The 24729-nt window shown below is 44.8% G+C and carries 23 protein-coding genes; 22 read left to right on the top strand and 1 reads right to left on the bottom strand.

Annotated elements, in window-relative coordinates; translation table 11 throughout:
• The 16 genes from MHI15_RS12915 to MHI15_RS12840 all read left to right on the top strand — a co-directional run bounded on the left by MHI15_RS12915 (window position 1) and on the right by MHI15_RS12840 (window position 19009).
• The gene (locus tag MHI15_RS12915; protein ID WP_076132736.1) at window positions 1–1152 is read left to right on the top strand and encodes a glycerate kinase family protein; all 1152 of its coding nucleotides are present in this window, start codon (window positions 1–3) and stop codon (window positions 1150–1152) included.
• 109 nt (window positions 1153–1261) lie between these two features.
• A complete protein-coding gene (locus tag MHI15_RS12910; protein WP_076181893.1) occupies window positions 1262–2296 on the top strand; it encodes a CdaR family transcriptional regulator in 1035 nt (344 codons plus the stop codon).
• Window positions 2297–2388: 92 nt separating this feature from the next.
• Window positions 2389–3744: an MFS transporter gene (locus tag MHI15_RS12905; RefSeq protein ID WP_254848694.1), complete on the top strand. Its 1356-nt coding sequence runs from the start codon at window positions 2389–2391 to the stop codon at window positions 3742–3744.
• Window positions 3745–3823: 79 nt separating this feature from the next.
• Window positions 3824–4030: a hypothetical protein gene (locus MHI15_RS12900; RefSeq protein WP_341164473.1), complete on the top strand. Its 207-nt coding sequence runs from the start codon at window positions 3824–3826 to the stop codon at window positions 4028–4030.
• A 28-nt stretch (window positions 4031–4058) separates the two neighbouring features.
• Window positions 4059–4748, top strand: coding sequence for a hypothetical protein (locus MHI15_RS12895; RefSeq protein WP_076124098.1), 690 nt, complete (start codon window positions 4059–4061; stop codon window positions 4746–4748).
• The gene (locus MHI15_RS12890) at window positions 4745–5947 is read left to right on the top strand and encodes a glutathionylspermidine synthase family protein (RefSeq protein ID WP_341164472.1); all 1203 of its coding nucleotides are present in this window, start codon (window positions 4745–4747) and stop codon (window positions 5945–5947) included. The genes MHI15_RS12895 and MHI15_RS12890 overlap by 4 nt, the downstream gene beginning before the upstream one ends.
• Before the next feature lie 69 nt (window positions 5948–6016).
• Entirely contained in the window at window positions 6017–6610 is a 594-nt protein-coding gene (locus MHI15_RS12885) for a hypothetical protein (protein ID WP_232061559.1), read from the top strand.
• The gene (locus tag MHI15_RS12880; RefSeq protein WP_038573772.1) at window positions 6607–6999 is read left to right on the top strand and encodes a DUF350 domain-containing protein; all 393 of its coding nucleotides are present in this window, start codon (window positions 6607–6609) and stop codon (window positions 6997–6999) included. Before MHI15_RS12885 ends, MHI15_RS12880 begins: the two co-directional genes overlap by 4 nt.
• A 117-nt stretch (window positions 7000–7116) precedes the next feature.
• Window positions 7117–8100: a potassium channel protein gene (locus MHI15_RS12875; protein ID WP_306316126.1), complete on the top strand. Its 984-nt coding sequence runs from the start codon at window positions 7117–7119 to the stop codon at window positions 8098–8100.
• 137 nt (window positions 8101–8237) lie between these two features.
• On the top strand, window positions 8238–10283 hold the full coding sequence (locus MHI15_RS12870; protein WP_341164471.1) for a catalase: 2046 nt from the start codon (window positions 8238–8240) through the stop codon (window positions 10281–10283).
• A gap of 170 nt (window positions 10284–10453) precedes the next feature.
• Window positions 10454–11608, top strand: coding sequence for a glycosyl hydrolase family 8 (locus MHI15_RS12865; protein WP_341164470.1), 1155 nt, complete (start codon window positions 10454–10456; stop codon window positions 11606–11608).
• Between the two features lie 31 nt (window positions 11609–11639).
• A complete protein-coding gene (gene wsfD, locus MHI15_RS12860; protein WP_341164469.1) occupies window positions 11640–13193 on the top strand; it encodes a glycan biosynthesis hexose transferase WsfD in 1554 nt (517 codons plus the stop codon).
• Window positions 13190–14740 (top strand): hypothetical protein, encoded by a 1551-nt coding sequence (locus MHI15_RS12855; RefSeq protein ID WP_341164468.1) that lies wholly within the window; start codon window positions 13190–13192, stop codon window positions 14738–14740. Before wsfD ends, MHI15_RS12855 begins: the two co-directional genes overlap by 4 nt.
• A 28-nt stretch (window positions 14741–14768) precedes the next feature.
• Window positions 14769–16019, top strand: coding sequence for a glycosyltransferase family 2 protein (locus MHI15_RS12850; RefSeq protein ID WP_341164467.1), 1251 nt, complete (start codon window positions 14769–14771; stop codon window positions 16017–16019).
• A gap of 52 nt (window positions 16020–16071) precedes the next feature.
• The gene (locus MHI15_RS12845; RefSeq protein WP_341164466.1) at window positions 16072–18168 is read left to right on the top strand and encodes a cellulose biosynthesis cyclic di-GMP-binding regulatory protein BcsB; all 2097 of its coding nucleotides are present in this window, start codon (window positions 16072–16074) and stop codon (window positions 18166–18168) included.
• A 10-nt stretch (window positions 18169–18178) separates the two neighbouring features.
• Window positions 18179–19009: a diguanylate cyclase domain-containing protein gene (locus MHI15_RS12840; protein WP_232061476.1), complete on the top strand. Its 831-nt coding sequence runs from the start codon at window positions 18179–18181 to the stop codon at window positions 19007–19009.
• Between the two features lie 6 nt (window positions 19010–19015).
• On the opposite strand, the gene MHI15_RS12835 is transcribed toward MHI15_RS12840, so the two are convergent.
• Window positions 19016–19567, bottom strand: coding sequence for a helix-turn-helix domain-containing protein (locus MHI15_RS12835; RefSeq protein ID WP_076191653.1), 552 nt, complete (start codon window positions 19565–19567; stop codon window positions 19016–19018).
• A 143-nt stretch (window positions 19568–19710) separates the two neighbouring features.
• On the opposite strand from MHI15_RS12835, the gene MHI15_RS12830 reads away from it, so the two are divergent.
• From MHI15_RS12830 to MHI15_RS12805, 6 genes are all read left to right on the top strand, one after another.
• Window positions 19711–20364 (top strand): alpha/beta hydrolase, encoded by a 654-nt coding sequence (locus tag MHI15_RS12830; protein ID WP_076124087.1) that lies wholly within the window; start codon window positions 19711–19713, stop codon window positions 20362–20364.
• Window positions 20361–21131, top strand: a complete 771-nt coding sequence (locus tag MHI15_RS12825; protein ID WP_076278265.1) for a DODA-type extradiol aromatic ring-opening family dioxygenase — start codon at window positions 20361–20363, stop codon at window positions 21129–21131. The genes MHI15_RS12830 and MHI15_RS12825 overlap by 4 nt, the downstream gene beginning before the upstream one ends.
• A 16-nt stretch (window positions 21132–21147) precedes the next feature.
• Complete coding sequence (locus MHI15_RS12820; protein ID WP_076278266.1) at window positions 21148–21936, top strand: SDR family oxidoreductase; 789 nt, start codon at window positions 21148–21150, stop codon at window positions 21934–21936.
• Window positions 21937–22159: 223 nt separating this feature from the next.
• The gene (locus MHI15_RS12815; protein ID WP_036682161.1) at window positions 22160–22408 is read left to right on the top strand and encodes a type B 50S ribosomal protein L31; all 249 of its coding nucleotides are present in this window, start codon (window positions 22160–22162) and stop codon (window positions 22406–22408) included.
• A gap of 131 nt (window positions 22409–22539) precedes the next feature.
• The gene (locus tag MHI15_RS12810) at window positions 22540–23061 is read left to right on the top strand and encodes a YcxB family protein (protein ID WP_076124082.1); all 522 of its coding nucleotides are present in this window, start codon (window positions 22540–22542) and stop codon (window positions 23059–23061) included.
• A gap of 83 nt (window positions 23062–23144) precedes the next feature.
• Window positions 23145–24719, top strand: a complete 1575-nt coding sequence (locus MHI15_RS12805) for a histidine kinase N-terminal 7TM domain-containing diguanylate cyclase (RefSeq protein ID WP_076282163.1) — start codon at window positions 23145–23147, stop codon at window positions 24717–24719.
• Window positions 24720–24729 lie beyond the last annotated feature (10 nt).

The following is a 24729-nucleotide window of genomic DNA, read 5'->3' as shown; positions in this document are numbered from 1 at the left end:
ATGAATAAAGACTTTGTCATCGTATTGGCACCGGATTCTTTCAAGGAAAGTATGACAGCCAAAGAAGCTTGTGAAGCCATGGAAAAAGGCATTCATAAAGTAAATTCTAATATTACTTGTATTCATGTACCCATGGCAGATGGCGGCGAAGGAACGATGCAGTCCTTGGTCGATGCAACGGAAGGTACAGTATATATAACAAAAGTTAAAGGGCCACTGGGCAATGAAGTTAGCGCATCCTACGGAATCACAGGAGACGGGCTGACAGGGGTGCTGGAAATGGCTAGTGCGAGTGGCATTCAGCTGGTATCCCCAGAGACACGTAACCCGTTGATTACAACTACCTACGGGACAGGACAATTAATCAAAGCATGTCTGGATCGTGGGGTCAGCAAGCTGCTGATCGGTATCGGTGGCAGTGCCACCAATGACGGAGGCGCCGGGATGGTGCAGGCATTAGGCGGCAGGCTGCTGGATGCCGAAGGCAATGAGCTGTTGTTTGGTGGTGGTGAGCTCGGCAGATTAGCCCGTATTGATCTGAGTGGATTTGACCCTCGCCTTAAGGATGTACAGGTTGAAGTGGCCTGCGACGTTACGAATCCATTATGTGGTCCGACTGGGGCTTCCAATGTATTTGGTCCGCAAAAAGGGGCTACTTCGGATATGATCAAACAGCTGGACAGCAATCTGCATCATTATGCGAGTGTCATCAAAGAGCAATTGGGTTTCGATATTATAGATATGCCTGGTGCTGGTGCGGCGGGTGGCCTTGGGGCAGGACTGGTGGTGTTCTTAAACGGAATATTAAAAAAAGGCATTGAGCTTGTGATCGACTATACTGGACTTGAAGAAAAAGTGCAGCAGGCGGACATGGTGTGGACCGGGGAAGGAAGCATCGATTTCCAGACCCAATATGGCAAGACTCCGCTTGGCGTTGCTGAGGTAGCTAAGAAATATAATAAACCTGTGCTGGCTTTTGCGGGACGGATCGGCGATCAGACGGAAGTGCTGTATGATAAAGGGATTGATGCTATTTTTGGGATCATGCCAGGTGCAGCTTCATTGGAGGATGCCTTGAATAAAGGGCAAGAGAATCTGGAAAGAACGGCTGAGAATGTGGCTAGGTTAGTCATGTTGAACCAAGGAAGCTGATTGAATTATACAAAGTGATAGAGGGGCTGACTGAACGGAGTCAGCCCCTTTTTTCTTTTTTAAGGTAGAAGCTTTCTGAGTAGAATATAAAGGGACAGGAGGTACAGACATGAAGATATCGAAATCACTCGCAGGACAAATAGCACAAGAAATGATGAGCGTAGTTCCTTATAACATTAATGTTATGGATGAGAGCGGCTTTATTGTAGGAAGCGGAGATCTGAAACGGGTCGGAACCTTACATGAGGGAGCGAGAATAGCCATTCAAAGTGGGCATGTCTTTGAAGTGTACGAGGATGGCAGCGGCATGAAGCCGGGGGTGAATGAACCCATTATTATAGATCATAAAGTTTTGGGTGTGGTAGGTATTACGGGACATCCAGATGAGGTTAGGCCGTTTAGTAAGCTGGTCAGAGTCACTACTATATTACTTATTGAGCAGGAAGCAAGGAACAAGCTGGAACAGGATGAGCGAGTAAAACGTGTGAAATTTTATCATGAATTGTCTTATCGTAAAGAAGCATATGATCTTGAGTTTCTGGAACGGGCGGGCAGCTATGGGCTTGATCTTAAGAAAAAATGCTGGGCGATCCTAGTGGAAGGCGATGTGAACGGAAAAGAATTCAAAAATGTATTTAGGTCCTATCCACATTACTGGAATTTGGAGAATGATAAGGCGGTTTTTTTTATAACGGATGTTTTTCTTTATAAAGAGCTCATAGGAAAACTAAATTCATGTGCGAATGTGGGGCGAATAGGTTCTGGCGAAGCAGAGGAGTTAGCTGCTTATTCACTTGAACAGGCCCAGGCGGCGATTAGTGTTGGTAGTAGAGTCGACCCGCTCAAGATACTGTACACTTATGAAGAACTAAGATTCTTAATTCATCTCTCCTATGACGGGGCAGAACGGCCCGGGACGATTTATGCTCTACTGGATCAGTCGGGCGATAAGACAGGCCTGATTGAAACACTGCAAGTATTTATTGCTGAGAATGGGGACCATAATCGTACTGTACAGAAGCTGAATATTCACCGAAATACACTGAACTACCGGCTTAATCGCATTCATACATTAACGGGCAAAAATCCACGCAACTACATGGAGTTGTTTGAATTGTTGTGCGGATTGATGTGGCGTAAGTAGTCTAAATCCCCCTATTCCAATTGCCATCCTGATTTTATAGGCATAAACTTAGATAAGCTTGTATAGATAAATTAGGACAGGGATGGATAGGAATGAATGAGAAAGTAGTAATGAATGATAAAGTAGTCATGCCATTATGGACCATGTGCCTTTTTATCGTAGTGATGAACACAACGATGTTTAATGTATCACTTCCAACCATTATTCAGGATCTCCAAATTTCTGCTGATCTAGGTTCATGGGTAATTTCGAGCTATTCGATTGGATATGCTTTATCGACGGTTATTTATAGCCGCTTATCAGACGTGGTGCCGATTCGGAGACTTTTGACCGTTGGCTTAATTACTCTCGGGTTGGCCTCAGTGTTTGGATTATTTGCGCATGACTTTAATACATTATTGATAACGAGAATAGTACAATCTGCTGGCGCGGGTGCGATGGCTGGATTGGGTCTCGTACTGGCTAGCCGTTATGTGCCTATTGAAAGACGTGGTGCGGCTATCGCCATGATCTCCGCAGGGAGTGCAATGGCCTTTGGTTTGGGCCCGATTTTTGGTGGTGTCATCAGTCAGTATTTTGGCTGGAATGGGTTATTCGGAATTACTTGCCTTGTGCTTGTTGTATTGCCAGTACTACTGCGGTTATTACCTAAGGAACAGCCGAAGCCTGCAAGCTTTGATGTTATTGGGGCGGCGCTGACCGTTGTAAATGCAGCAAGTCTGCTGGTAGCCGTAACCACCCAATCTCTGGTATGGTTGGCAGTGGGCGTAGTGTCTATTATCGTGCACGCTTGGTATTTGAAGAAGGCGAAGGAATCCTTTATTAACCCGCAGCTGCTAAAAATGCCGGGATACTTGAAGCTAGTTACCATAGGCTTTTGTATTCTGGTGCTGAACTTGGGGAATTTGTTCCTGATGCCGCTTGTGCTCGCTAATCTGTTTGGTAAATCCGCGTTGATGATTGGTTTGTTTATCGCACCAGGTGCGTTATTATCCGCATTTCTTACCCGTTTTGTTGGACGTTTTATTGACCGGTATGGCAACTTGCGCTTCTTAATCATAGGGCATTGTATTCTTGCCGCTGTTATGGCTGCATTTGCGCTGAACCTTTCTGTATCTCCTGTAGTTCTTCTGCTTGGTTATCTTTGCTTCTCTCCGGCCTTCTCGGCGACAATGGCATCCTTAAATAATGAAGCTTCTCGGGTTCTTCCGCGAACTTGGATTGGTTCAGGTATGGGGCTTTTACAACTGATTCAGTTCTTTGGAGGTTCTGTATCTGTTGCGGTCTGTGGGCTGTTGCTGCATGCTCAGCGTGATCTTGCGCCGGCAAAAGCCTATGAGCATGTATACGGACTGTTGCTCCTTGTCAGCTTGTGTTCGTTAGGAGTTCTCCTTTTATATAGACGTTCTTATTCCAAAAGTAATGCTGGGCAATCTATACAAGCTTAGAACTGAAACGAAAAGGTGATAAAAACGTATCAGATGCTATAGCAGATATAAGGAAGGAATGGTAATAATGGATAACGGGATGAGTGTAGTTTTAATCGAAAAAATGCCAGAAGGTGATCTACGAGTGATTGAAGAGCATACGTGGAGCATGAATATGATAACTGCACTTGAACATGTCAATTATATAGTGGTGGGCAGTAAGGAATATGAGGCGGTTGAAGGACGACTGAATGTGGATGAGGGCAAGCTGGAGCTTTTGCTTGTTCCGATGCACACTGAGGGATAGAAGATCATCAGGGAAGGAGAACCTTACGATGGCTAAAGAAGAAAGGGATAAGGAATTGCCTGCATCAAAATTATTTACCGCAGATGGCAAACCCATCCGTGTATTATCAACATCGCTAGGCATAGCCTTATTAGCGAATGCTATGTTTATTCCTGGCGGAGCGGGGGCTAGCGCGAATACTTCTGCGGGCGAACCACAGCTAGTCTCTTGGTCTAATGAAGAGGTTAAAGCTTATTTTGATAAAAATGTGGATTGGAATATTCCCTACCCCGAAGAAGGTACGAAAGAGGTAGAGGAGCAAGGCCAAGGCGTAGTAACTTCAAACGGAACAACGGTAGTGAATAACTATGGCGGTTATCATTCAGGTTTTGGCTGGACGGATTTGCTTCTGTATCACATGTTGTTTAACAGCGGTGCCAATTACTCCTCCAGAGGATGGGCTAAGGACCGTCCTACCTATTATGGAGGCACGAGAACCACTTATAAACCACCTACTTATAGCAGCGAAAAGTTCCAGAATAAAAAGGTGCCCGGTTCTGTAGTGAAACCTAAAACCTCAACCTCATCCACGGGTTCCATCACGAGAAGAGGTTCCTCTTCAAAGAACGGAATCGGTGGCACTTCCAGTGGCTTAAACTCTTCGAAGAACTCTAAATCAAGCTCAGGCTCGAAATCTTCATCGAGATCTGGTTCCAGCAAGAGTGGTTTCGGCGGATGAGTGATCAGCAGAGCGTGTTTGAGATTCTAGATTTGTCTGATCTGGAGCGGGGCCCACGGGTACAAGCGCTGCATGAGCTTGGGTTCACTTGGGCAGATCTAGAGGAAGAAGAGTACTGGATGGATGCAATAGCTGTGATGCGCAGCGACATTTATAAAGAGCTTGAGGAAGCCTCCGCAAAGCTGTGGGCTATCCTCGATAAAGCGGTTCGGTATATACATCTAAAACGCGATTTGTATGAGCTGCTGGGCATTCCTCCTGTTCTTTGGGAGATGCTTGATGGGTTTCCTATTCCGGAAGAAGGTCTAATCAGTCGGTATGCAAGGTTCGATTTTGCGATAGCTAATGATGGAACCATCAAGCTTCTGGAACTGAATGCCGATACACCTACAGGTTATGTGGAGGCTTCCATAGCAACACCTTGGATCTGTGAACAGGCGGGTGTGACTAGTCCAAATCATGCGATGAAGCAACAACTTGCCGCAGCCTGGCAGATAGAACGACCAGATACCGCAGCTTGTGTTGCTTATGGCTCTCATCTTGAAGATTCGGGTACGATTGAAGCCTTGGCCAGACATAGCGGGCTTACTATTCAGTGTGTGGATTGTCTCGATCTGTGGGTCGATGAGGGCATTCTGAAGGACGGGGAGGACCGGGTGATAAAGCGGATGTTCGCCCTATATCCTAAAGAGTGGATGGCCGTCGATGAGGGTGGAGATGCACTTGCCTATGCTGTTGAACAGGGAAATCTTCAGCTTTTTAATGGACCACACAGTATCCTGTTGCAGTCTAAGGGATTGATTGCAGCTGTGTGGGGAATGTATGAGCTTGGCTTATTATTTGACAATGAAGAGCGTGAGGCGATCTCACGTTATATTTTGCCGACTTATAATAAGCCTGTGTTCTCTGGCAGCTTTGTGTCCAAATCTGTATTTGGCCGCGAAGGCGGTTCTGTACGTCTCTTTGACGATAGTGGAACTCTAGAAATTGAGGACGAAGAGGGTTATGATAGCAGTCAGCTTTTTCCCTCTGTATATCAAAAAAGAGCTGAACTAGCCCGAATACACACCGCCGAAGGTGAATTCCACCTACTGACAGGCATGTTCGTCATTAATGGGAAGCCGTGTGGGCTGCTCGGCCGGGCTGGCGGACTGATTACGGGCAATGCCAGTCATTTTATCGCGTTGGGAGTGAGATAGTTGGATAAAAGTAAGGCTATAAACAAGTCGTCTACTAGATTAGTAAAGGCCCGGATCGGGGCTTTATGTATGATGCTTCTAACGGTATTGCTGCTTAGTGCATGTTCCAGTAATCAGGGGAGTGTGTTTGATTCAGGCACTGCCGAAACTTCTGACAGTGTTGCACGGGTACCTTGGGATTACCGGGTTGTGGAGAGTACTGTAGGTGATCTAATTGGTAGCGATATGACGGTGTTGCCGGATAATGAGCTGCTGCCGAATGATGAGAATTATGCTACTGGCGATAAAATATGGACACTGCAGTTCATGGACGCTGAGCTGATCACAGATGCCGACCAACGCAATGAAGTCCGCCTCTCTTCCTGGACGACCATTAAATCGTATCCCGATGAAAAAACAGCAGTCGAGGATCTTACCAACCTTAAGGTATCGGTAACTACAGATGTTGATCTTGTAGGAGTATACAAGACAAAATATAATGAGAAGACAAGAAACTTTGCCGTCCTCGAGCTGCCTTCCGGCAACCGGATCAAGCAGCCGATAGACGATGAGCGTTATGCAGCATTAGAGAAAGAAAAGACCGCTTCCGTAGTCCTTGAGGAAGTACATGATTTCGCCGATTATGACTCGGCATATGCGAAATTTCGGGGGTGGGCAAAGTGACGATTGTTGTTAATTTAATAGTCAGTATATTTGTGATTATTCTTCTGCAATTGTTGGGTATGGTTATCTTTGGCTTGATGACCCCGTTCAAGGATATGGAAGAGCTGAAAAAAGGGAATGTGGCTGTAGCTCTAGCGCTTGGCGGCAAATTTCTCGCTACAGCAATTATCATTGGAGTAGCGGCGTATACGAATACCTCTATTCTGCATATGATCATTTGGTTTGCTGTCGGTTATGTGTGCCTCATCGCTGCTTATTGGATTTTTGAATTGGCGACCCCAAGCTTTAAAATTTCAGAACATCTGGAAAAAGGCAATGTGGCAGTAGGCACCATGCTCTGCTTGGTGTTTATCGGCACAGCATTTGCAGTCAGCAGTTTGATTGTTTAGTTCACAAATCGCAGATGGACATGGATAAGGCTGCCCTCAGTAATAACCTCGAGAGGCAGCTTTATTAATGTGAGGAAGGGATGGCAGATGCATTTTTTTCTGAGAATATCCAACAGGATGATGCGTTTACGCAAACGGTCGATCGGTCTGATTATTTTGATCTTTATAATTCTTAGCGCATCGATAGCTTACCTGCTTGAACCGAGTACATTCCACAACTGGTTTAATGCCTTCTATTGGGTTATGACAACGATGGCCACCGTTGGGTATGGGGATTATTTTGCCGAGACGGTAGTGGGTAAGCTATTCACCATGTTTCTGTATATTTTTGGGATTGGTCTTCTCAGCTTGGTTATTGGCAAGGTCATTGACTCTATTGCAGAGGTGCAGAGAAGGAGAGGAGCAGGAACTTTGAGCTTCCGGGGAAAGGATCATGTGATATTAATCAATTGGAGTAAGAAAGCGCAAGCTGCGGTAGATGAGGTGTTATGCTATTCACCTAAATGTCATATCGTCATCATTGATGAGATAGGACGGCATCCGCTGGAGCATATGGAGCAGGTCCACTTTGTAAGCGGTGATGCTTCCAGCGATGAGATTCTCCTTAAAGCTAACATACACGAAGCCAGGGCAGCCATTGTGTTCGGAGACACACGGATTGATGAAGCATCGCTAATTGACGGGAAATCTCTGCTTATCGCCTCCAGCATTGAGCGCATAGCGCCACAAGTACATACTACCGTAGAAATTATGCAGGAGAAGAATATACAGAATTTCAGGCATGTTCAGGTCAATGAATTCGTTCTGTCGCATGATGCCATTTCTAGATTGGCAGTCCGATCCGCTCTGCAAGAGGGGAATTCAGAGGTGATTACGCAGCTGCTGAGCCGCCAGTATGGGGATGATATTTATGAGATTCCAGTGAATAGTGCATGGAAGACCTATGGGCAGGCGTTTCAGGAATTGCTCCTTCAAGGTGCAACTTTACTCTCGGATCGTAGTGACCTTAGCATCAATCGCAAGCTGGACCAGCCTATTCCTAAAGAGGCTAGATTATATATTGTTTCGGATGAAGAGACGTATCGGACAATTAAAGGTTAGGTCAGTGATAAGCGAGTAAAGCGGATTTTCGGGAGAATGGCTTCTCGGAATTCCGCTTCTTTTTGTTTGCCGTTCCTTCCTTAAGGGTAAGAGATGAATATTATCGTTACTCTACCTTTCGGAAGGAGCCATTGTTAATGAGTGAACAGCAAAAAGTGAACGGAAATAGCAAAAATGAGCAACTGGAACAGTTTCGCAGTAAGGACGAAGGTCACGCTTTAACAACCAATCAGGGATTGAAAGTGTCCGAGGATGAGTTCTCCCTAAAAGCCGGTGACCGGGGGCCAACCTTGCTGGAGGATTTTCATTTTCGGGAAAAAATGACCCATTTTGATCACGAGCGGATTCCTGAGCGGATCGTGCATGCACGCGGATTTGCCGCCCACGGGGAGTTTGAAGTATATAAATCGTTGAAAGAATATACGAAGGCGAAATTCCTTCAAGATCCATCCGTGAAGACCCCGGTGTTTGTCCGGTTCTCAACGGTAGCAGGATCACGGGGTTCAGCCGAAACTGTGCGGGATGCCCGGGGCTTCTCGACCAAATTTTATACCGAAGAAGGCAATTATGATTTGGTAGGCAATAATATGCCGGTCTTTTTTATACAGGATGCGATTAAGTTCCCTGATTTAGTGCATGCGCTTAAGCCGGAGCCGCATAATGAAATGCCTCAGGCAGCATCAGCCCATGATACCTTCTGGGATTTCATCGCCAATAATCAGGAATCGGCCCATATGGCGATGTGGCTGATGTCTGACCGCGCCATTCCGCGAAGCTTCCGGATGATGGAAGGGTTTGGAGTTCACACCTTCCGTCTGATCAATGAACAGGGGAAAGCGCATTTTGTTAAATTCCATTGGAAACCAGTACTTGGTGTACACTCTTTGGTGTGGGACGAAGCACAGAAAATATCCGGAGCGGACCCTGACTTTCACCGCCGTGATTTATGGGAATCGATTGAAGCCGGCAACTTTCCGGAATACGAGCTGGGCATTCAGCTTCTTAGTGAAGAAGACGAATTCAAGTTTGATTTCGATGTGCTGGACCCTACAAAGCTATGGCCAGAGGAAGACGTGCCCGTGCAGATCGTTGGGAAAATGACCTTGAACCGCAACGTGGATAATGTTTTTGCCGAAACGGAGCAGGTGGCTTTCCACCCTGGACATGTAGTGCCAGGGATTGATTTCACCAATGACCCCCTACTTCAGGGCAGATTGTTCTCTTATACGGATACCCAGTTGATTCGGCTTGGAGGTCCTAACTTCCACGAACTGCCGATCAATAGACCGGTTTGTCCTTTTCACAACAACCAGCGTGACGGATATGGGCGGCAGACGATTAATCAGGGCACTGTGAGTTATCATAATAATTCTCTGGCCCAAAACACGCCGAGACCTGTCCCAGAGGCTGAAGGCGGTTATGTGCATTATCAAGAAAAGGTTGAGGGCCGTAAGGTACGCAGCCGGAGTAAAAGCTTTGAGGATCATTTTTCACAAGCCAAGTTATTCTGGAATAGTATGAGTCCTCCGGAACAATTGCATATTATCGAAGCTTATTCTTTTGAGCTTGGAAAGGTTAAGAGTAAGTCGGTCCGACAGCAGGTCGTAAATATGCTTGCTAACATTACCTCCGAGCTTGCTGTACCTGTGGCAGAAGCCATTGGAGTAGCGGCTCCAGAAGTTGGCGGTTCCGAGGTTACTCAAGCTTCCCCTGCCTTAAGTCAGGCTAATACGAAAAAACATCCCAACACGCGGAAAGTAGGCGTGATTATCGGAGATGGTTTTGATGAAGCTGCGGTAATGCCTGTGTTGGACACGCTTATGGGAGCTGGGATACAACCGGAGCTAATCAGTGATAAGCTTGGATTTATTAAAGGCTCAAGCGGCACAGAGCTTGAAGTCATCCATACCTTGTCCACTACAGATTCGGTGCTCTTCGATGCGATTTATGCGGCTGGTGGAAATGCGGAACGCAAGAAATTCCATAAAGATGCAGCGTTATTCCTCAACCAAGCCTATGAACATTTTAAACCTATCGCGATGACGACAATACTTGCTGAGCTGCTTGCAACAGATGAACATAGAAGCAGTCCGGGAGTCATAATAGGCGATGGTGGGGAAGTTTTTGCGGCTAGCTTCGTTGCAGCCATTACTGCCCATCGTTTTTGGGAACGTATGGAATAAAGTAAGTAGATGACAGAAAAAGGAGGATCTGCTCGTCAGAAGGCGTGTGGATGCCTCTTTTTTTTCATCTAATGGTTTCATAAATTTAACATTTGGATTAAGGATGTGATGTATATTACCGTTATAGATAATACTAGGCAATATAAGCAGATGCTTAGGGAGGTGATTTTTTGAGGAAAGAGATAGCTGTTGCTGTAGTGGTACTTACAGGTTTTACAGCATTAACAGCATGTGAGCAAACAGCAATGCCGGCATCAACACCCTCGCCCTCCGCAAATGTTCAGACAACAGAGCCACCGAATCCTACGGGTTCGGCTAATAATGATATGGGGGACCCTTCACAGGAATTGGATGCTTTAGAGCAATTTATTGTTACGAAGCTTACCGGCTCGTCCGGTGTTTATACGAATTTAATTGAAACAGAGCAATCCGGAGAAGCAGCAAGCGGCCATGAGATTCTAAGTGAGTCTGCCTCTCTGAGGATGCTGGCAGCCGTACGGAGTGGTGAGAAAGAGCGATTTGCAGAAGAATGGGCGCTGGCTAAGCAAACCTTTGATATGAAGGGTGGTTTTAGCTACCGATATAGCCCTAAACAGCAGAAATTATATCCTGTGAATGCTGCCGTTGATGACTTACGTATCATTCGTGCGCTTTATGAAGCGGGGGATACGTTTAGAGATAAACAATATACAGAAGAAGCGGCTAAGTATGGTGAGAGGTTTTATAACTATAATGTAAAAAATGGATATATGTATGACTTCTATGATGAAAATTACAAAAAAACCAACACATTCGTTACTTTATGTTATATTGATTTAGGTACAATGCAAAAATTGTCGGTTTCTGGAGAATCTCGTGACTTTTTGTTGAATAATATGAGCGTTATTCTGAAAGATGGATATTTATCAGATGAGTTTCCCTTCTATGAAACAAGGTTTAATTATGAGAGTGGAACCTATAGTTCGGAGAATATCAATACAGTAGAATCGCTACTGTCTATTCTGGCTTTGGCAGAGGTAGACCAGCAGAAATCCTCCAGCATTAATTTTATCAAGCAGCAGGTCGAGGCTGGCACATTATATGGACAATATTCGCGTGAGGGAAAGCCGCTTAACGATATTCGCTCAACAGCCATTTACGCCATTACGGCTATGATTGGTGCCGAGATCGGAGACGATGCACTCTATCGCAAAAGCATTGAAAGAATGAACGAGTTCAGAATAACCGATGCCGGCAGCTCACTGTATGGAGGCTTCGGCGATGTAGCTAGTGGCCAAGCCTATTCCTTTGACAATCTGATGGCAGCATTGGCCTATGTCTATTAATTTAAACCTATAGTAACGAAGGTGAATCTGCATGATAAACAACACGGTGAAATCACCTCTGAGGCAGGGGATGACACTCGCTAACCTACCGTTGCCATTGTCCCCGGCTTTTATCACTGCTGTTGGAGTGTTGCTTATAACCATCATCGCCTTATTTACCGCCCCGTATGTCGGAATGGCGGATAATGGTGATTTTTTTCGCAGCATCTATAGTAACGGAATTTATTTCAATCTGCCGGATTATGACGAGCAATACTTTGGTTATTTTGTAAAGCAATATGGAATCTTTCAATATTTTAATGAGAATGGCGCGACATTATTTTCTTCACAGTCCCTATTTATCCAGCTGGCCATTGGACTTAATAAGCTGTTTTTTAGCAGCGAGGTTTTCGATATCCGGTTTCAAGCAGTCATTTACACGATTTTATATGCTGCGGCGATCTACTTATTAATAGAGGCTATTACATGGGGGATGACCCGCAAGCAGGGATGGGTCACTGCAGGTATTGCTATTTTTATATTTGGAGATACCGGGTATACCGCTTATTTCAACTCCTTTTACGGCGAGAGCGTCGTGATGATCACGATGATTACTATGTTCGCAGCTTGGTTGTTGTTATATCAAAAAAGATACAATGACTATGTGCTGCTGGCCCTGTTCTTGATCAGTACGATCATCCTGACTACTTCCAAACAGCAAAATGCGCCAGTGGGTATAATTATTGCGGTTCTGGGGTGTTCAATCCTTTGGATTCGCAGGGATAAGATCTTTCGTATTCTGACCCTGGTTTCCCTTGCTTTGATCCTGTTCGCAGGTGTGTTCACTTATTTGAATATCTCGGATGAGTTCGTGAATATTAACCAGTTCCATGCCATGACCCGAGGGGTGCTGAAGGATTCCACCGATCCGGAGAAGGCACTGAAGTCATTCGATATTGATGAACAATATGCCATCTTGAAGAACAGCATTTACTACGAGAAATACGGAACTATTGATGTGAATTCACCAATCCTCCAAGAGAACTTTTACAGTCGTTACGGATTTGTTTCGATCCTTAAATACTATATATCGAATCCGGATCAGCTTAACTCGATTCTTAATGTAGCTGCTCAAAGTGCATTCTCGATCAAACCAGCGGCGATGGGCAATTACGAGCAATCTGTTGGGAAGGAATTTCGAGCACAGAGTCACTTTTTTACTGGATACAGTCAGCTGAAAAAAGCTTTAGCACCACGAACGATAGGTTTTATCTTCCTTTGGACAGTGCTTGTCATCGGTCTGTATATGCCTTCCTTTGTAACAGCCATTAAGGCACGCAATTTTAGAGAATTGCAGCGGATGGTATTGATTGTCGCTACGATAGGCATTGGTCTTTCAGGCATTTTTGTATCGATTATCGGTGCCGGTGATGCCGACATTTCCAAGCATGAATTCTTGTTCACTTTATCTTTTGATTTGGTGACCTTTTTGACAGTATCTAGTGTGATCGGACGCAGATTCTCGAAAAATCGCAAAAAGCCGGTTAACGAGAGCCCCACCATGTCTAGTCCATTTACAAAGCCTCAAAAGGATGTGAGTGTTTGAAGCGCAGAGGGATCTTATACTGTATATTGCTGCTGACGCTGAGCTTAACCATCCTATTGCTGCCCGCCACTCCTGTTCAATCTGCTGCATCGCCACAACAAGTCTTACTACTCTATGACAGCCTTGCCAAGGGGACCTTTAAGGATGGAAATGTGACTGAACTTCAACGTCTGCTGGCAGCTTACTCGACAAAGGTTACACTTCGAAGCCTAGATCAATACGAGCAGGGGATGCTGAAAAATTACTCCAGAGTGATCATGGTCCGTAACGAAGCGGATATTTCGATCACGAATAAATCCTATATAGAGGATTGGGAGCATTATCAGGGGCAGTATTTGCATATAGGGTACAACCCACCCGCTAATCTAACGAAGGCGTTACAGCTAACCACTGATGTGATCTATGACGGGAGTGCTGAGCTCGAAATTGGACAGTTCTCCGGAATTCAAGCTAAGGTGCAGGATATGCCTTATATTGTAGCGAGTCAGGCGGTCAAATCCTACGGGCAACTCTCTTTTGCGGAGGAGGGTCTGCAAGCACCGTACGCTGTGAGTAAGGGGAATGATACATATGCCCCATATTTTGAACAAGGGAATGTCAGTACGCTGGGGATGGCGTATGTTCTGAAGGATTGGCTCCATATCACTGCTGCTCCTAAAATGTACCTTGCGATCAAAGAAATCTATCCTTTCTCCGATCTGCGACTGCTGGCAGAAACGGGTGAGCGGCTGTATCAACTGGGGATTCCGTTTCTTGCAAGTGTGCGGCCTGTGTTCAGCAATACCGACTATCCGGCCATGCAGCGTTATTTAGTGGCTATGAAAAGTGTGCAATCCAGCAATGGAAGCATTCTGGTCAATGCCCCAGTGGTGATGCCAACGATAAGCTCCAGTGACCATACGCTTAAAGGAAAGATGAATGATTTCATCAATCTGTTGGCCGAAAACGGGCTTGGGCCGCTTGGAGTCGGAGCAGAAATGCATTGGTCGTATGACAAAGAGTATTCAGAAGCGGGGATGAGCTTTTTTGATTCCGTGGTGTTGTATCCGGATGAACAGATTGATTATATGGAGCAGAGCGACACCTCTAAATCCTTTCCATCCTCTTTATATAGCGTTCCGCTGGAATTTCTTCAAGCTTTGCATACATCCAATAAAGTGATACCGCAATTGCCGATGGATACTGTAATCACCGTCGACATGCCCGAGGATGAGCGTCAGCTTGAAGAAATGCTGCAAAGTCTGGAACGGAATTGGGTTTCTTTTGCCGATTATAAGCAAGAAGAGCATCAGGTCGTTACTGATCAGAACACAATCTCCTCATTAGATGGAATGATTTCTATTAATGGACAACCTCTAAGCCTGGACTATACACCGGAAACAGTGGATAGCGATTATCGCTACACAGAGGAGCAGCAAAAGAGCTTCACCCGACTTTTTAATATTCAGAATCAATTTTTTATTGTTGTGATCATGATTTCTCTGCTGCTGTTTGGCGGATTGTTAATGATCGGATACCGGTTATATCGCAGAAAGTTTTTGAAATGAGACAACTAATCGTGATTTGGAGGACCCTATGACGATTTCAGACGTGCTGATGGTGATTGCGGTGATCTGTATTTGGTCTCTGCTGCTGGTGAATGTGACCCTCATTATCGCGGGCTATCTATATTACATTAAATCCGAAAATGAGGATATACCAGAGATAGAGGGCGAATATCCTTTTGTTTCAATTATGGTTCCCGCTCACAATGAGGGGGTAGTGATTTGTAAGACGGTTGAATCTCTGCTGGCGCTGGATTATCCGCAAGATCGGTATGAGATTATTGTGATTAATGATAACTCCTCTGATAACAGTGCCGAGCTGCTTGCGGGCATACAATCCCGAAATCCGGGACGTCAGCTGGTAGTCATTAATACGGATGCAGTTACAGGAGGCAAAGGCAAATCCAATGCCTTGAATATAGGCTTTACCAGCTGTAAAGGGGAGCTAATCGCCATTTATGATGCCGACAATACTCCGGAGAAAACAGCTTTGCGTTATCTGGTTGCTGAGATCATGCATGATTCCAGTCTCGGTGCGGTGATTGGGAAGTTCCGGACCCGTAATCGTGATGCAAGTTTACTGACCCGGTTCATTAATATTGAGACCTTATCCTTTCAATGGATGGCTCAAGCGGGACGCTGGAAGCTGTTCAAGCTTTGCACTATTCCGGGAACCAATTTCATTATGCGCAGGTCAATTGTGGAAAGCATCGGTGGTTGGGATGTTAAAGCGATAGCCGAGGATACAGAAATCAGCTTCCGGATTTATATGATGGGTTACCAAATCAAGTTCCAGCCGAAATCTGTCACGTGGGAGCAGGAACCACAGACCTTGAAGGTCTGGTTCAAGCAGCGAACCCGCTGGGCGAAGGGTAATATTTATGTCATTGTCAAAAATATTCCGCTGCTGTTCAATAAATCGGCCGCAAAGGTCCGGTTCGATATTTTTTATTTTCTATCCATTTACTTCTTACTGCTGCTGTCGTTAATCACCTCGGATGTGCTGCTGATTCTGCATGCTTTGGGTTATGTGCATACTACTATTGCAGGTCTTAGTAATTTCTTATGGCTGCTCGCTATTATTTTATTCGTTGTGGGGACCTTCATAACGCTAACGACAGAAAAGGGCGAGATGAGCTTGTCCAATCTAGGGATTGTAATGTTGATGTATGTGTCTTATTGCCAGCTGTGGATGGTTGTCGCGGCTAACGGATTATATCTATATCTGAAAGACCTCATCTTCAAAAGAGAAGCCAAATGGTATAAGACGGAGCGCTACTAACGAGGCATCAAAAAGTCATATGAGAAAAATGTAATCACAGGAGAAACAGAACATGAAGATAAAAAAACAGCTGGTTATACTGTTAACCTGCCTCTCCCTTTTGTTAATTCCAACCCATCCTGCTGCCGCAGAGACGTTGCCGCAGGATCATAAGTCCACTTACACAACCTCATTTACGGGAACGGACTCGTCCTTAACAGGTTCGAGTGCCCAGCAGCAATATTTTGAGGTTCTGGATTATTGGAATGTGGATCAAGTAAAGATCAAACTGCATTTTCAAATTTCACAAATTACCGAAGAGCAGATTTCTAGTGTTACCTTAACGCTAAACGGCAGCCCGTTCTATACGTTTCGTCCGTCACTACAAGACAACGGCGAACAGCTGTTGACCCTTGTGGCGCCCAAGGGGTTTCTGAAAAAAGGGACGAATACGCTGGGCATTCAGGGCTATTTAAAGACAGATCGTCAAGATGACCTCTTTTGTTCGGTCGATGAAACGTCGGATAATTGGCTGCATCTGTTCAATACGTCCAGTATTAACCTGATTTATACCGCAAAGCCCTTGAGTGGAGGGATCAGTGACTTCAGCGAGCGATTCGCCGGGATAGATACCTTAACGAAGAATCAGAGTATTCTGACTGTACCGGACAAAAGCACAGCGGCAGAAATGGAAGCAGCCACTTATGCTCTCTCCGGGCTTGTTAAGGGGATTACGTTAAATGATAAGACTATTCCCTTGCTTCCCTACCGGGCAGACACTGTGCAGAATAAGGCCGCAGTTGTACTGGTAGCTATGTATGACAGAGTACCAAGCGGGCTGAAAGCTCAGCTAAGCTCCACTGAAGATTTGGGTACGCACGCGCTGCTCCAGCTAGTGAATAAGGATACCCAGCCCACCTTGGTTGTAACCTCGAAGGATGAGAACTTGCTGATTAAAGCGGGTCGTTTGATTGCTAATCCAGAGCTGATCGGGCAGATCACTAGTGATCTGAAAACAGTAACGGATGCTACAGAAGTATCAGCACCTGCGCTTTCGATTAGCTCTAACATCACGTTCACTGAGACAGGTGATAAACTGACCGGGGCACATCATCAGGAGCAGACGTATTTTATTTCATTGCCAGCGAACCGCTCGATTGCTGATTCCGGTAAAATCAGCCTGGATTTCCGTTATGCACAGAATTTGGATTTTACTCGTTCATTGGTTACCGTGAGCATCAACAATACTCCGATTGGCAGTAAGAAGCTGACCAAGGAACTGGCGAATGGCGATATTCTTAATCTCTCGGTGCCTCAGAACTTGAATATCTCCGGAAATTTCTCGGTGACAGTGGCTTTTGATTTGGAGATCGAAGGAGCCAGATGTATTATCGATCGGGACCAAATGCCGTGGGCTTATATCAGTAAAGATTCTGTAATGCAGCTGAATACGAAGGATCGCACGGATCTCTTATTTAATAACTATCCATATCCGTTCATTCGCGATGGGATCTATAATCATGTGGCGGTTGTACTGCCCGAACAAATGGATGATTACGCCTATTTAAGTGTATCGAATATCTTTAATCTGCTTGGTAAATATGCCAGCGGAAATATAGGGAATATCCAGTTCTATACCGATTCTGTCAGCGCCGATCATTTGAAAAATAATAATATCATCGCTATTGGTGCTTATAAGAATAATAAGGTGATCCGTGATCAGAATACTAAGCTTTATTTTCAATATAACGGAGATGGAACCACAATTCGCTCCAATGAGAAAATGAGTATTGAAGAGCAATACGGCGCACGAATCGGAACACTGCAGCTGATTGATTCGCCATTTGAGGCGGGACGTGCATTGCTCGCGGTTACAGGGGTCAGCTCGGAAGAGTATTACTTAGGATCTAAACTGCTCGCTACAGAACGGGACAAGTGGAAGGTGTTTGGCGATGGCGCAATCGTTGATAAAGACGGTAATGTCAGCGCACACCGCTTCAAAACGATCACTGGAGCAGCCGAGGACTCTGTGGCCCAGAAAATAATGGAACGGTCGGATGTACTCAGTTTTATCATCGTGATTTTACTGGTGCTGACGCTGGTGGTTCTATCGCTGATCCTGCTGCTTCGCAAACACATGAAGAAACGTGGTGATAAGCGTGAGACGTAATCGCAGCTTAGTGTCGGACATCGCTCTCTTATCATTCCTGGTGTTATCGTTCCTCTGTATCGTCTTCATTGCCGGGGCACCGGATGATTACCTCCAGAATATTATCATTTTAACGGTGGCTTTTATTCTGGCCATTGTTACGTATTTTACGACGGTCACTGCGGGTCTGGTCTTGAATCTGGTATTTATCTTTGCTTACGGATTCTACACGATGTACCAGACGATAACGCTGGGGGAAACGATTAGCCTGAATACTTATTTCTGGCTAATTATGACTCCGCTATTAACGGTCGTTCTATGGGTATTCACTTTAAGCAGCCGTGATTTGCAGGTGGAGAATGAGCAGCTACGCAAAAAGACTGCCAATATGGCTATCGTAGATGAAAACACAAATTTGCGGAACAGTATTTCTTTTCAGACGGATGCTACATTATTTACAAGCATTTCGACCCGCTATCAGATTCCGCTCACCCTGCTAGTGGTGAAGGTGAAGTATTGGAAAGAGATCAGACGGATCATTCCTGAAGATCAGCTGGCAGAAGCTATCTATGACGTGTCTCAGCTTAGTCAGGCGAGTATTCGTACCAATGATGCACTCTATCTGCTAGATAAGGATGAAGCAACATGGGGCCTGCTGCTGTTCACGGACAGCGATGGGGCGAAGATTGTGATCGAGCGGATTAAGCTCAAGCTTCAGGAGTTGAATGACAATAATTTCTCCAGAAAATATAAGGTCAGCCTGGGTCTTAAGATTGGGGCGGTCGAATACCAAGCCGGCACGATTGAGAATCCGCTGGATTTCATTGTTCAGGCCAAAAAACAGCTGGAGTACGACGTGTAGTCCAGCTTAAAAATCAACGGTTTCACTATCAGCCTCTGTATGGATGGCGATGAGCACGCTTGCCGGCTCATCGCCTTTATTTATGACCAGATGTGGCACACAGGCATTCCAGCTAAAGGAATCCCCCGCTTGGAACATCCCGAAATCTTCACCTTGCTCCGCATAAACCTCACCTTTTATTACTAAATGGACCTCTTTGCCTTCGTGCGCCTGCGGAGTTTCACCCGTAGAAGTGCCCGGAGGGAAATGGACAAGCACCATTCGTACACCACCTGCCGAGCTTAAATGCTCAACTTGCAGTTTATCACTTCCGCTACTGGTGATTTGCCGCTCCTTGGAGCGTACCACCTGCATCCGCTCTTCCTTTTTTAACAGCAAATAAGCCAATGGAACGTTCAGCGCATCCGCAATCAGGCTAAGGGTTGCAATCGAAGGAGAGGTCTTATTAGTCTCAACCTGGCTCATAAAACCTTGTGACAGGCCAGTAGTTTCACAGATTTGGGCAATCGTAATATGTTTTCTTTTACGGATTGTACGAATGTTTGAACCTATATTCATTAGTAAAGCCCCTTTTAATATTAGTAATAGCAAATATATTTTTATATTAACAAATTATTAATTGACATACTAGCTAGAGGTTTATAATATTATCTTTACAAATATTATTTTTGTATTACAAATATTTTGAAGGAGTGTTTAGTATGAAGGCACCTTATATATATGATGTCAGTCTACCTTCCGGTTACGATGAGAATCGGGTTTATCCGGTTATCTTCACCTTGCATGGCAAAGGTTCCAATGAGAAGAATATGTTCGGGCTTGTTGAGTCCTTGTCTGAAGAGTTTATTATTATCGGAATTCGGGGAAATATGATTTTAGGGGCAGGATTTCAATATTATGATCTCAAAAGTCTAGGTCATCCCATCCGCGAGCAGTTTGATCAGGCTGTATCGCAATTGCAGCAGTTTATCGAATACGCCACCGACAAATACCCTATAGATGCTAAACACCGTTATCTGCTTGGCTTCAGTCAAGGAGCCATTTTGTCCATGACTCTCGCGCTTACAATGGGGAATTTGCTTCGGGGAATTGTAGCGCTGAACGGTTATGTTCCGGGGTTTGTGAAGACGGATTATGAGCTGAAGAGTGTGCAGGAGTTATCGGTCTTCATCTCGCATGGTGAATATGATTCTGTATTTCCAATTTCAGTGGGGACAGAAACAGCCGCTTATTTCGAAGGTCTAACCCCATTATTAACCTTTAAAGCTTATCCTTCGGATCATGGGGTATTACCGCAGAATCAGCAGGACCTGATCGCTTGGTTACGGCAGAACTTAGGGAGTGATAAACTATGATACCTTCTTACTTTATTGCCCATGGTGCTCCTTCTCTGGTACTTGATAACAATGCATATACGAAATTTCTCGGGGAGCTCGCTGAGAGGAATGTCAAACCGAAAGCGATTGTTGTATTTTCTGCACATTTCGAAGAACACACACAATCGGTTGGAGTTATGGAGACTTTCGACACCATCTATGATTTCTATGGCTTCCCAGATGAGATGTATCGAATGACTTATCCTGCCAAAGGGGACAATGAGGTTGCACAGCAAATTATGTCTCTGTTCCACAAGAATGGGATTGTCAGCAAATTAAATACAGAGCGTGGACTAGATCACGGAGCTTGGGCTATTCTTAAATTAATCTATCCGAATGCAGATATTCCTGTCGTGTCTTTGTCAGTTAATCGAGAGCTGTCCAATGAACAGCAATATTTAATGGGTAAGGCTTTATCTGAGCTGCGTGAGCAGGATATTATGATTATTGGCAGCGGTGGAACCGTCCATAATTTGCGTAGCGTGAAGTGGGGAATGGAGAACGTCGAGAAATGGGCGGAGACATTCGATGACTGGCTGCAGCACAGGGTGGAAGCTTGGGATACAGAGTCGCTATTTAACTATCAGGAGCTTGCTCCCTATGGCGTTGATGCAGTGCCTACTAATGAGCACTTTATCCCTCTGATAATAGCTATGGGAACTGGCGATAACGGGAAAGAAGCGAAGCTGCTGCACCGAAGTTATCAGTATGGTAATTTAAGTCTTAGCTGTTGGGAGTTTAATTAAGAAGGAGGCATTAATGATGGACTTGGGACTTCGTGGGAAATCAGTTTTTGTAGCCGCAGCAAGTAAAGGATTAGGACTCGCAACTGCGCTGGAGTACGCCCGTGAGGGAGCGAAGGTAATGATCGCCAGCAGGAGTATGGAGCAGCTTGTAGACGCACAGAAAGAGATTCAGGCAGCCACAGGACAGCAGGTGAACATGGTTCAGATGGATGTGACTGTCCCAGAGGATATCGTACATGCTATTCAAACGGCTGTAGCCCTAAACGGTGGGCTTGATATTGTAGTGACCAATGCGGGGGGGCCTCATGGCGGAGGTTTCGATGATATGGAAGACGCGGATTGGAACCAGGGGTTTGAGCTCACACTGATGAGTACCATTCGTTTGATCCGTGAATCACTGCCGCATCTGCGCTCTTCTGGGGCAGGGCGAATCGTTAATATAAGCTCGATTTCTATCAAGCAGCCTATTGAGGGGTTAATTCTTTCCAATGTTTTTCGCGCTGGCGTGTATGCCTTGACCAAGAGCTTGGCTACTGAGCTGGCTGCGGATCGCATTTTAATTAATACGATCGCACCAGGGCGTATTGCAACCGACCGGATTCTTCAACTAGACGGCAAACGTGCACAAGCAGAGGGGATCCCTATGGAGCAGATTCAAGAGGAAGCGCTGCTGCAAATCCCGTTAGGAAGATTGGGCACGCCCGAAGAATTCGGCAAGGCTGCTGTTTTTCTAGGCTCTTTTGCGAATACTTATGTTACGGGACAATCTCTTTTAGTCGATGGAGGAATGGTGAAATCGCTCTAACCTCCGGCGTTATGGGTAGGCTTTGAAAGGTTATGGAAAAATTAGTAATTTGAATATTAGTTGCTTTGTGCTCTAAATAAGCGTATGATGGAGCGGTGGTCTAAATCGTAAGATTTACGAATTTTCCTACGTTTATTAGGTTATTCTATATATAAACCTACAGATCATTTGGATAATTTACCATAAAGGCTCCACGAATTTATTCAGAAGGAGGACGATCAGAATGAGAGAAGGCATACATCCTAAGTACAACCAAGTGATTTTCTTGGATGCAAGCGTAGGCTTCAAGTTCTTGAGTGCATCTACTAAATCATCCAATGAAACTATGGAATGGGAAGACGGCAACACTTACCCAGTGCTCCGTGTGGACGCAAGTTCCGCATCCCACCCATTTTACACTGGTAAACAAAGAGATACAGAACAAGGCGGCCGTGTTGATAAGTTCAAACAACGTCTTGCACAAAAGAAATAAGAATCCTTACGGATTGAAGAGGGACAACCCATGTAGAAGCAATCGCTTCGGGGATGTCCCTTTTTTGTGTTCAGGCATGTTAAAATGAGATGAATTTAAAAATATACATGGCGTCGAGGGAGCGATCAGTGATGGAAAATGTAATAAAAGTAGATACAGTCCTAAAGAGTGAAGACGTTCAGGAGTTTAACTTATGGTTCAGCTTGAATAGCCGGATTATACTCAACTCTTTTAGCGTAGTCGCTTACTTTATGATTTTGTTATTAATTACTAAGGATTACAGTACTCAAAGCATCTCAATCCTGGCTGTGACTGCTATAATTCTTGCCGCTGTCTTATGGTATATGACCAAGGCAAGCTTGATCAAAAAATCGAAAAAGGCGTTCAAAACAGATAACCTAATTCAGCAACCGCAAAATTATACGATTTCAGATGAAGGCATATCTTATCTTTCCGAAGCGGGCACTGGGCAAGTGAAGTGGGAAGAGATACATAAGATAGGTGAAACTACGAACTTGTTTGTGTTTTTTGTGTCCACACAGAGAGCGCTGATTATCCCTAAACGTTTCTTTGAATCGGCACAAGATAAAATAACATTTAAGGATTTAGCCAGAAAATATATGTTCTCCAATCGGGTGAAATTTAAAGCATAAGATGTGCTGTTATTGTTGATTCATTTGTACCAAGGATTAGGCTATAATGATAGGAGCGACTTGAAAAATAGGAGAAATATGGCATGCCATGGATTCAGGGATATCCGTATTACTTATTAATGGGCAGTGTTCTAAGTCTGTACATGGGCGTCAGCTCCTATCGGCACCGTAAGTTAGCAGGGAGACGCTATTTGTGGATCTTAATGCTGTTAGTCAGCCTTATATTTGTTGCAACGGCGGGAGAGATTATGTCACCCTCTTTTCAGTCTAAGCTGTGGTGGAAGAATGTACAGCAGGCTCCGCTTTTTTTTAGTGCGCTCTTTACTTATGCTGTGGTAAAAGAATACGTATCTCCTTCCACAGGGCGCCTGCCCGTGAAGCTTGCCATCTTCTCTATCCCTATTGTTATGGATGTACTTCTTATTTTTACGGATAGCTATTATCATCTGATGCGCAGTGAAGTGTCCGTCCTGACGGTCGCGGGTGTTAGTGGAATTGCTGTAAAGCCTACGCTCCTTAGTATGGCTTTTATTGCGTATGATCAGCTTTTTGGGCTATATGCAGTCTGCTTGCTTGCAGTTTCCCTACTGAATACCCCGAGAGTTTATTTGCGGACTAATGTCCTGCTGTTGGCGGGTTTGCTGGTTCCGGTTATTTCCGTCTTTTTACTTCCCCTCTTGAAGATTACCATTACAGGTTTTACGGCGTTTACTTATTTGCCTGCGATTATAGCGGCTTATTTCGCACTTTTTGTTAGCTCCAAATTAACCATCTTCCCTCTAACCAAAAACAAAATTCTAGAGCACATGAAAGACGGCGTAGTTCTGACTGACCGTTATGATAATATCATTGGCATAAACGATGCGGCGACTGCTATTTTATACGACATTACCCGAATAGCGAACGATAACTGGATGGGAAAAAACATTGATCTTTTTATGAAATCTCACAAAGACATTGCAGCTCATTACAATCAGAGGACGGAAGGACAGTTTGAGGTAGTTTGTTCTGGCGCAGAGGAGCTCTATTATGGGGTTTCTTTAATTGCTACGGAACATGCGGCAACAGAGAATAAGGGTATGCTTATTGTGTTTAGTGATCATAGTGAGAAAAAGCGATATGAGCGTGAACTGGTCTATCAGGCAACGGTTGACGATCTGACAGGGCTTTATAATCGCAGGCATTTCATGCAAAGGGTCCAGAATCAAACGATCCCGGATGGATTAGGGTTGGCTCTGCTGTTATTTGACATCGATGATTTTAAATTAATTAATGATACTTATGGTCATTTAGCGGGCGATCAGGCGTTAGTTGATTTCTCGAATAAAATCCTTCAGGTATACCAGAATAAAGGTATTGCTGGAAGAGTAGGTGGCGAGGAATTTGCTGTATGCTTTTTCGCTGAAGATAAACGTGCAGCCTTAAAAGAAGCAGAGGATTTTCGTACAATGATGAGTGATTACACGATAATCTTGAATGAACAGGATAGCATTCATCTTACCGCAAGTATCGGAATCTCTTTTACGGAGCGTAGAGAGGTGACTTTCGAAGATTTATATCGGGAAGCGGATGAAGCGTTATATCACTCTAAGAATACAGGGAAGAACAGAGTTACGTTAGGTCGTGAACCGATCATAAGAGAAACAGTAAAGGGATAAGAACATTGAA

The sequence above is a fragment of the Paenibacillus sp. FSL H7-0918 genome, assembly GCF_038007025.1.
Taxonomy (GTDB): Bacteria; Bacillota; Bacilli; order Paenibacillales; family Paenibacillaceae; genus Paenibacillus_AQ; species Paenibacillus_AQ odorifer.
Note: the sequence above shows the minus strand (reverse complement) of the source record. Positions and strands in the feature narration are given on the sequence as shown.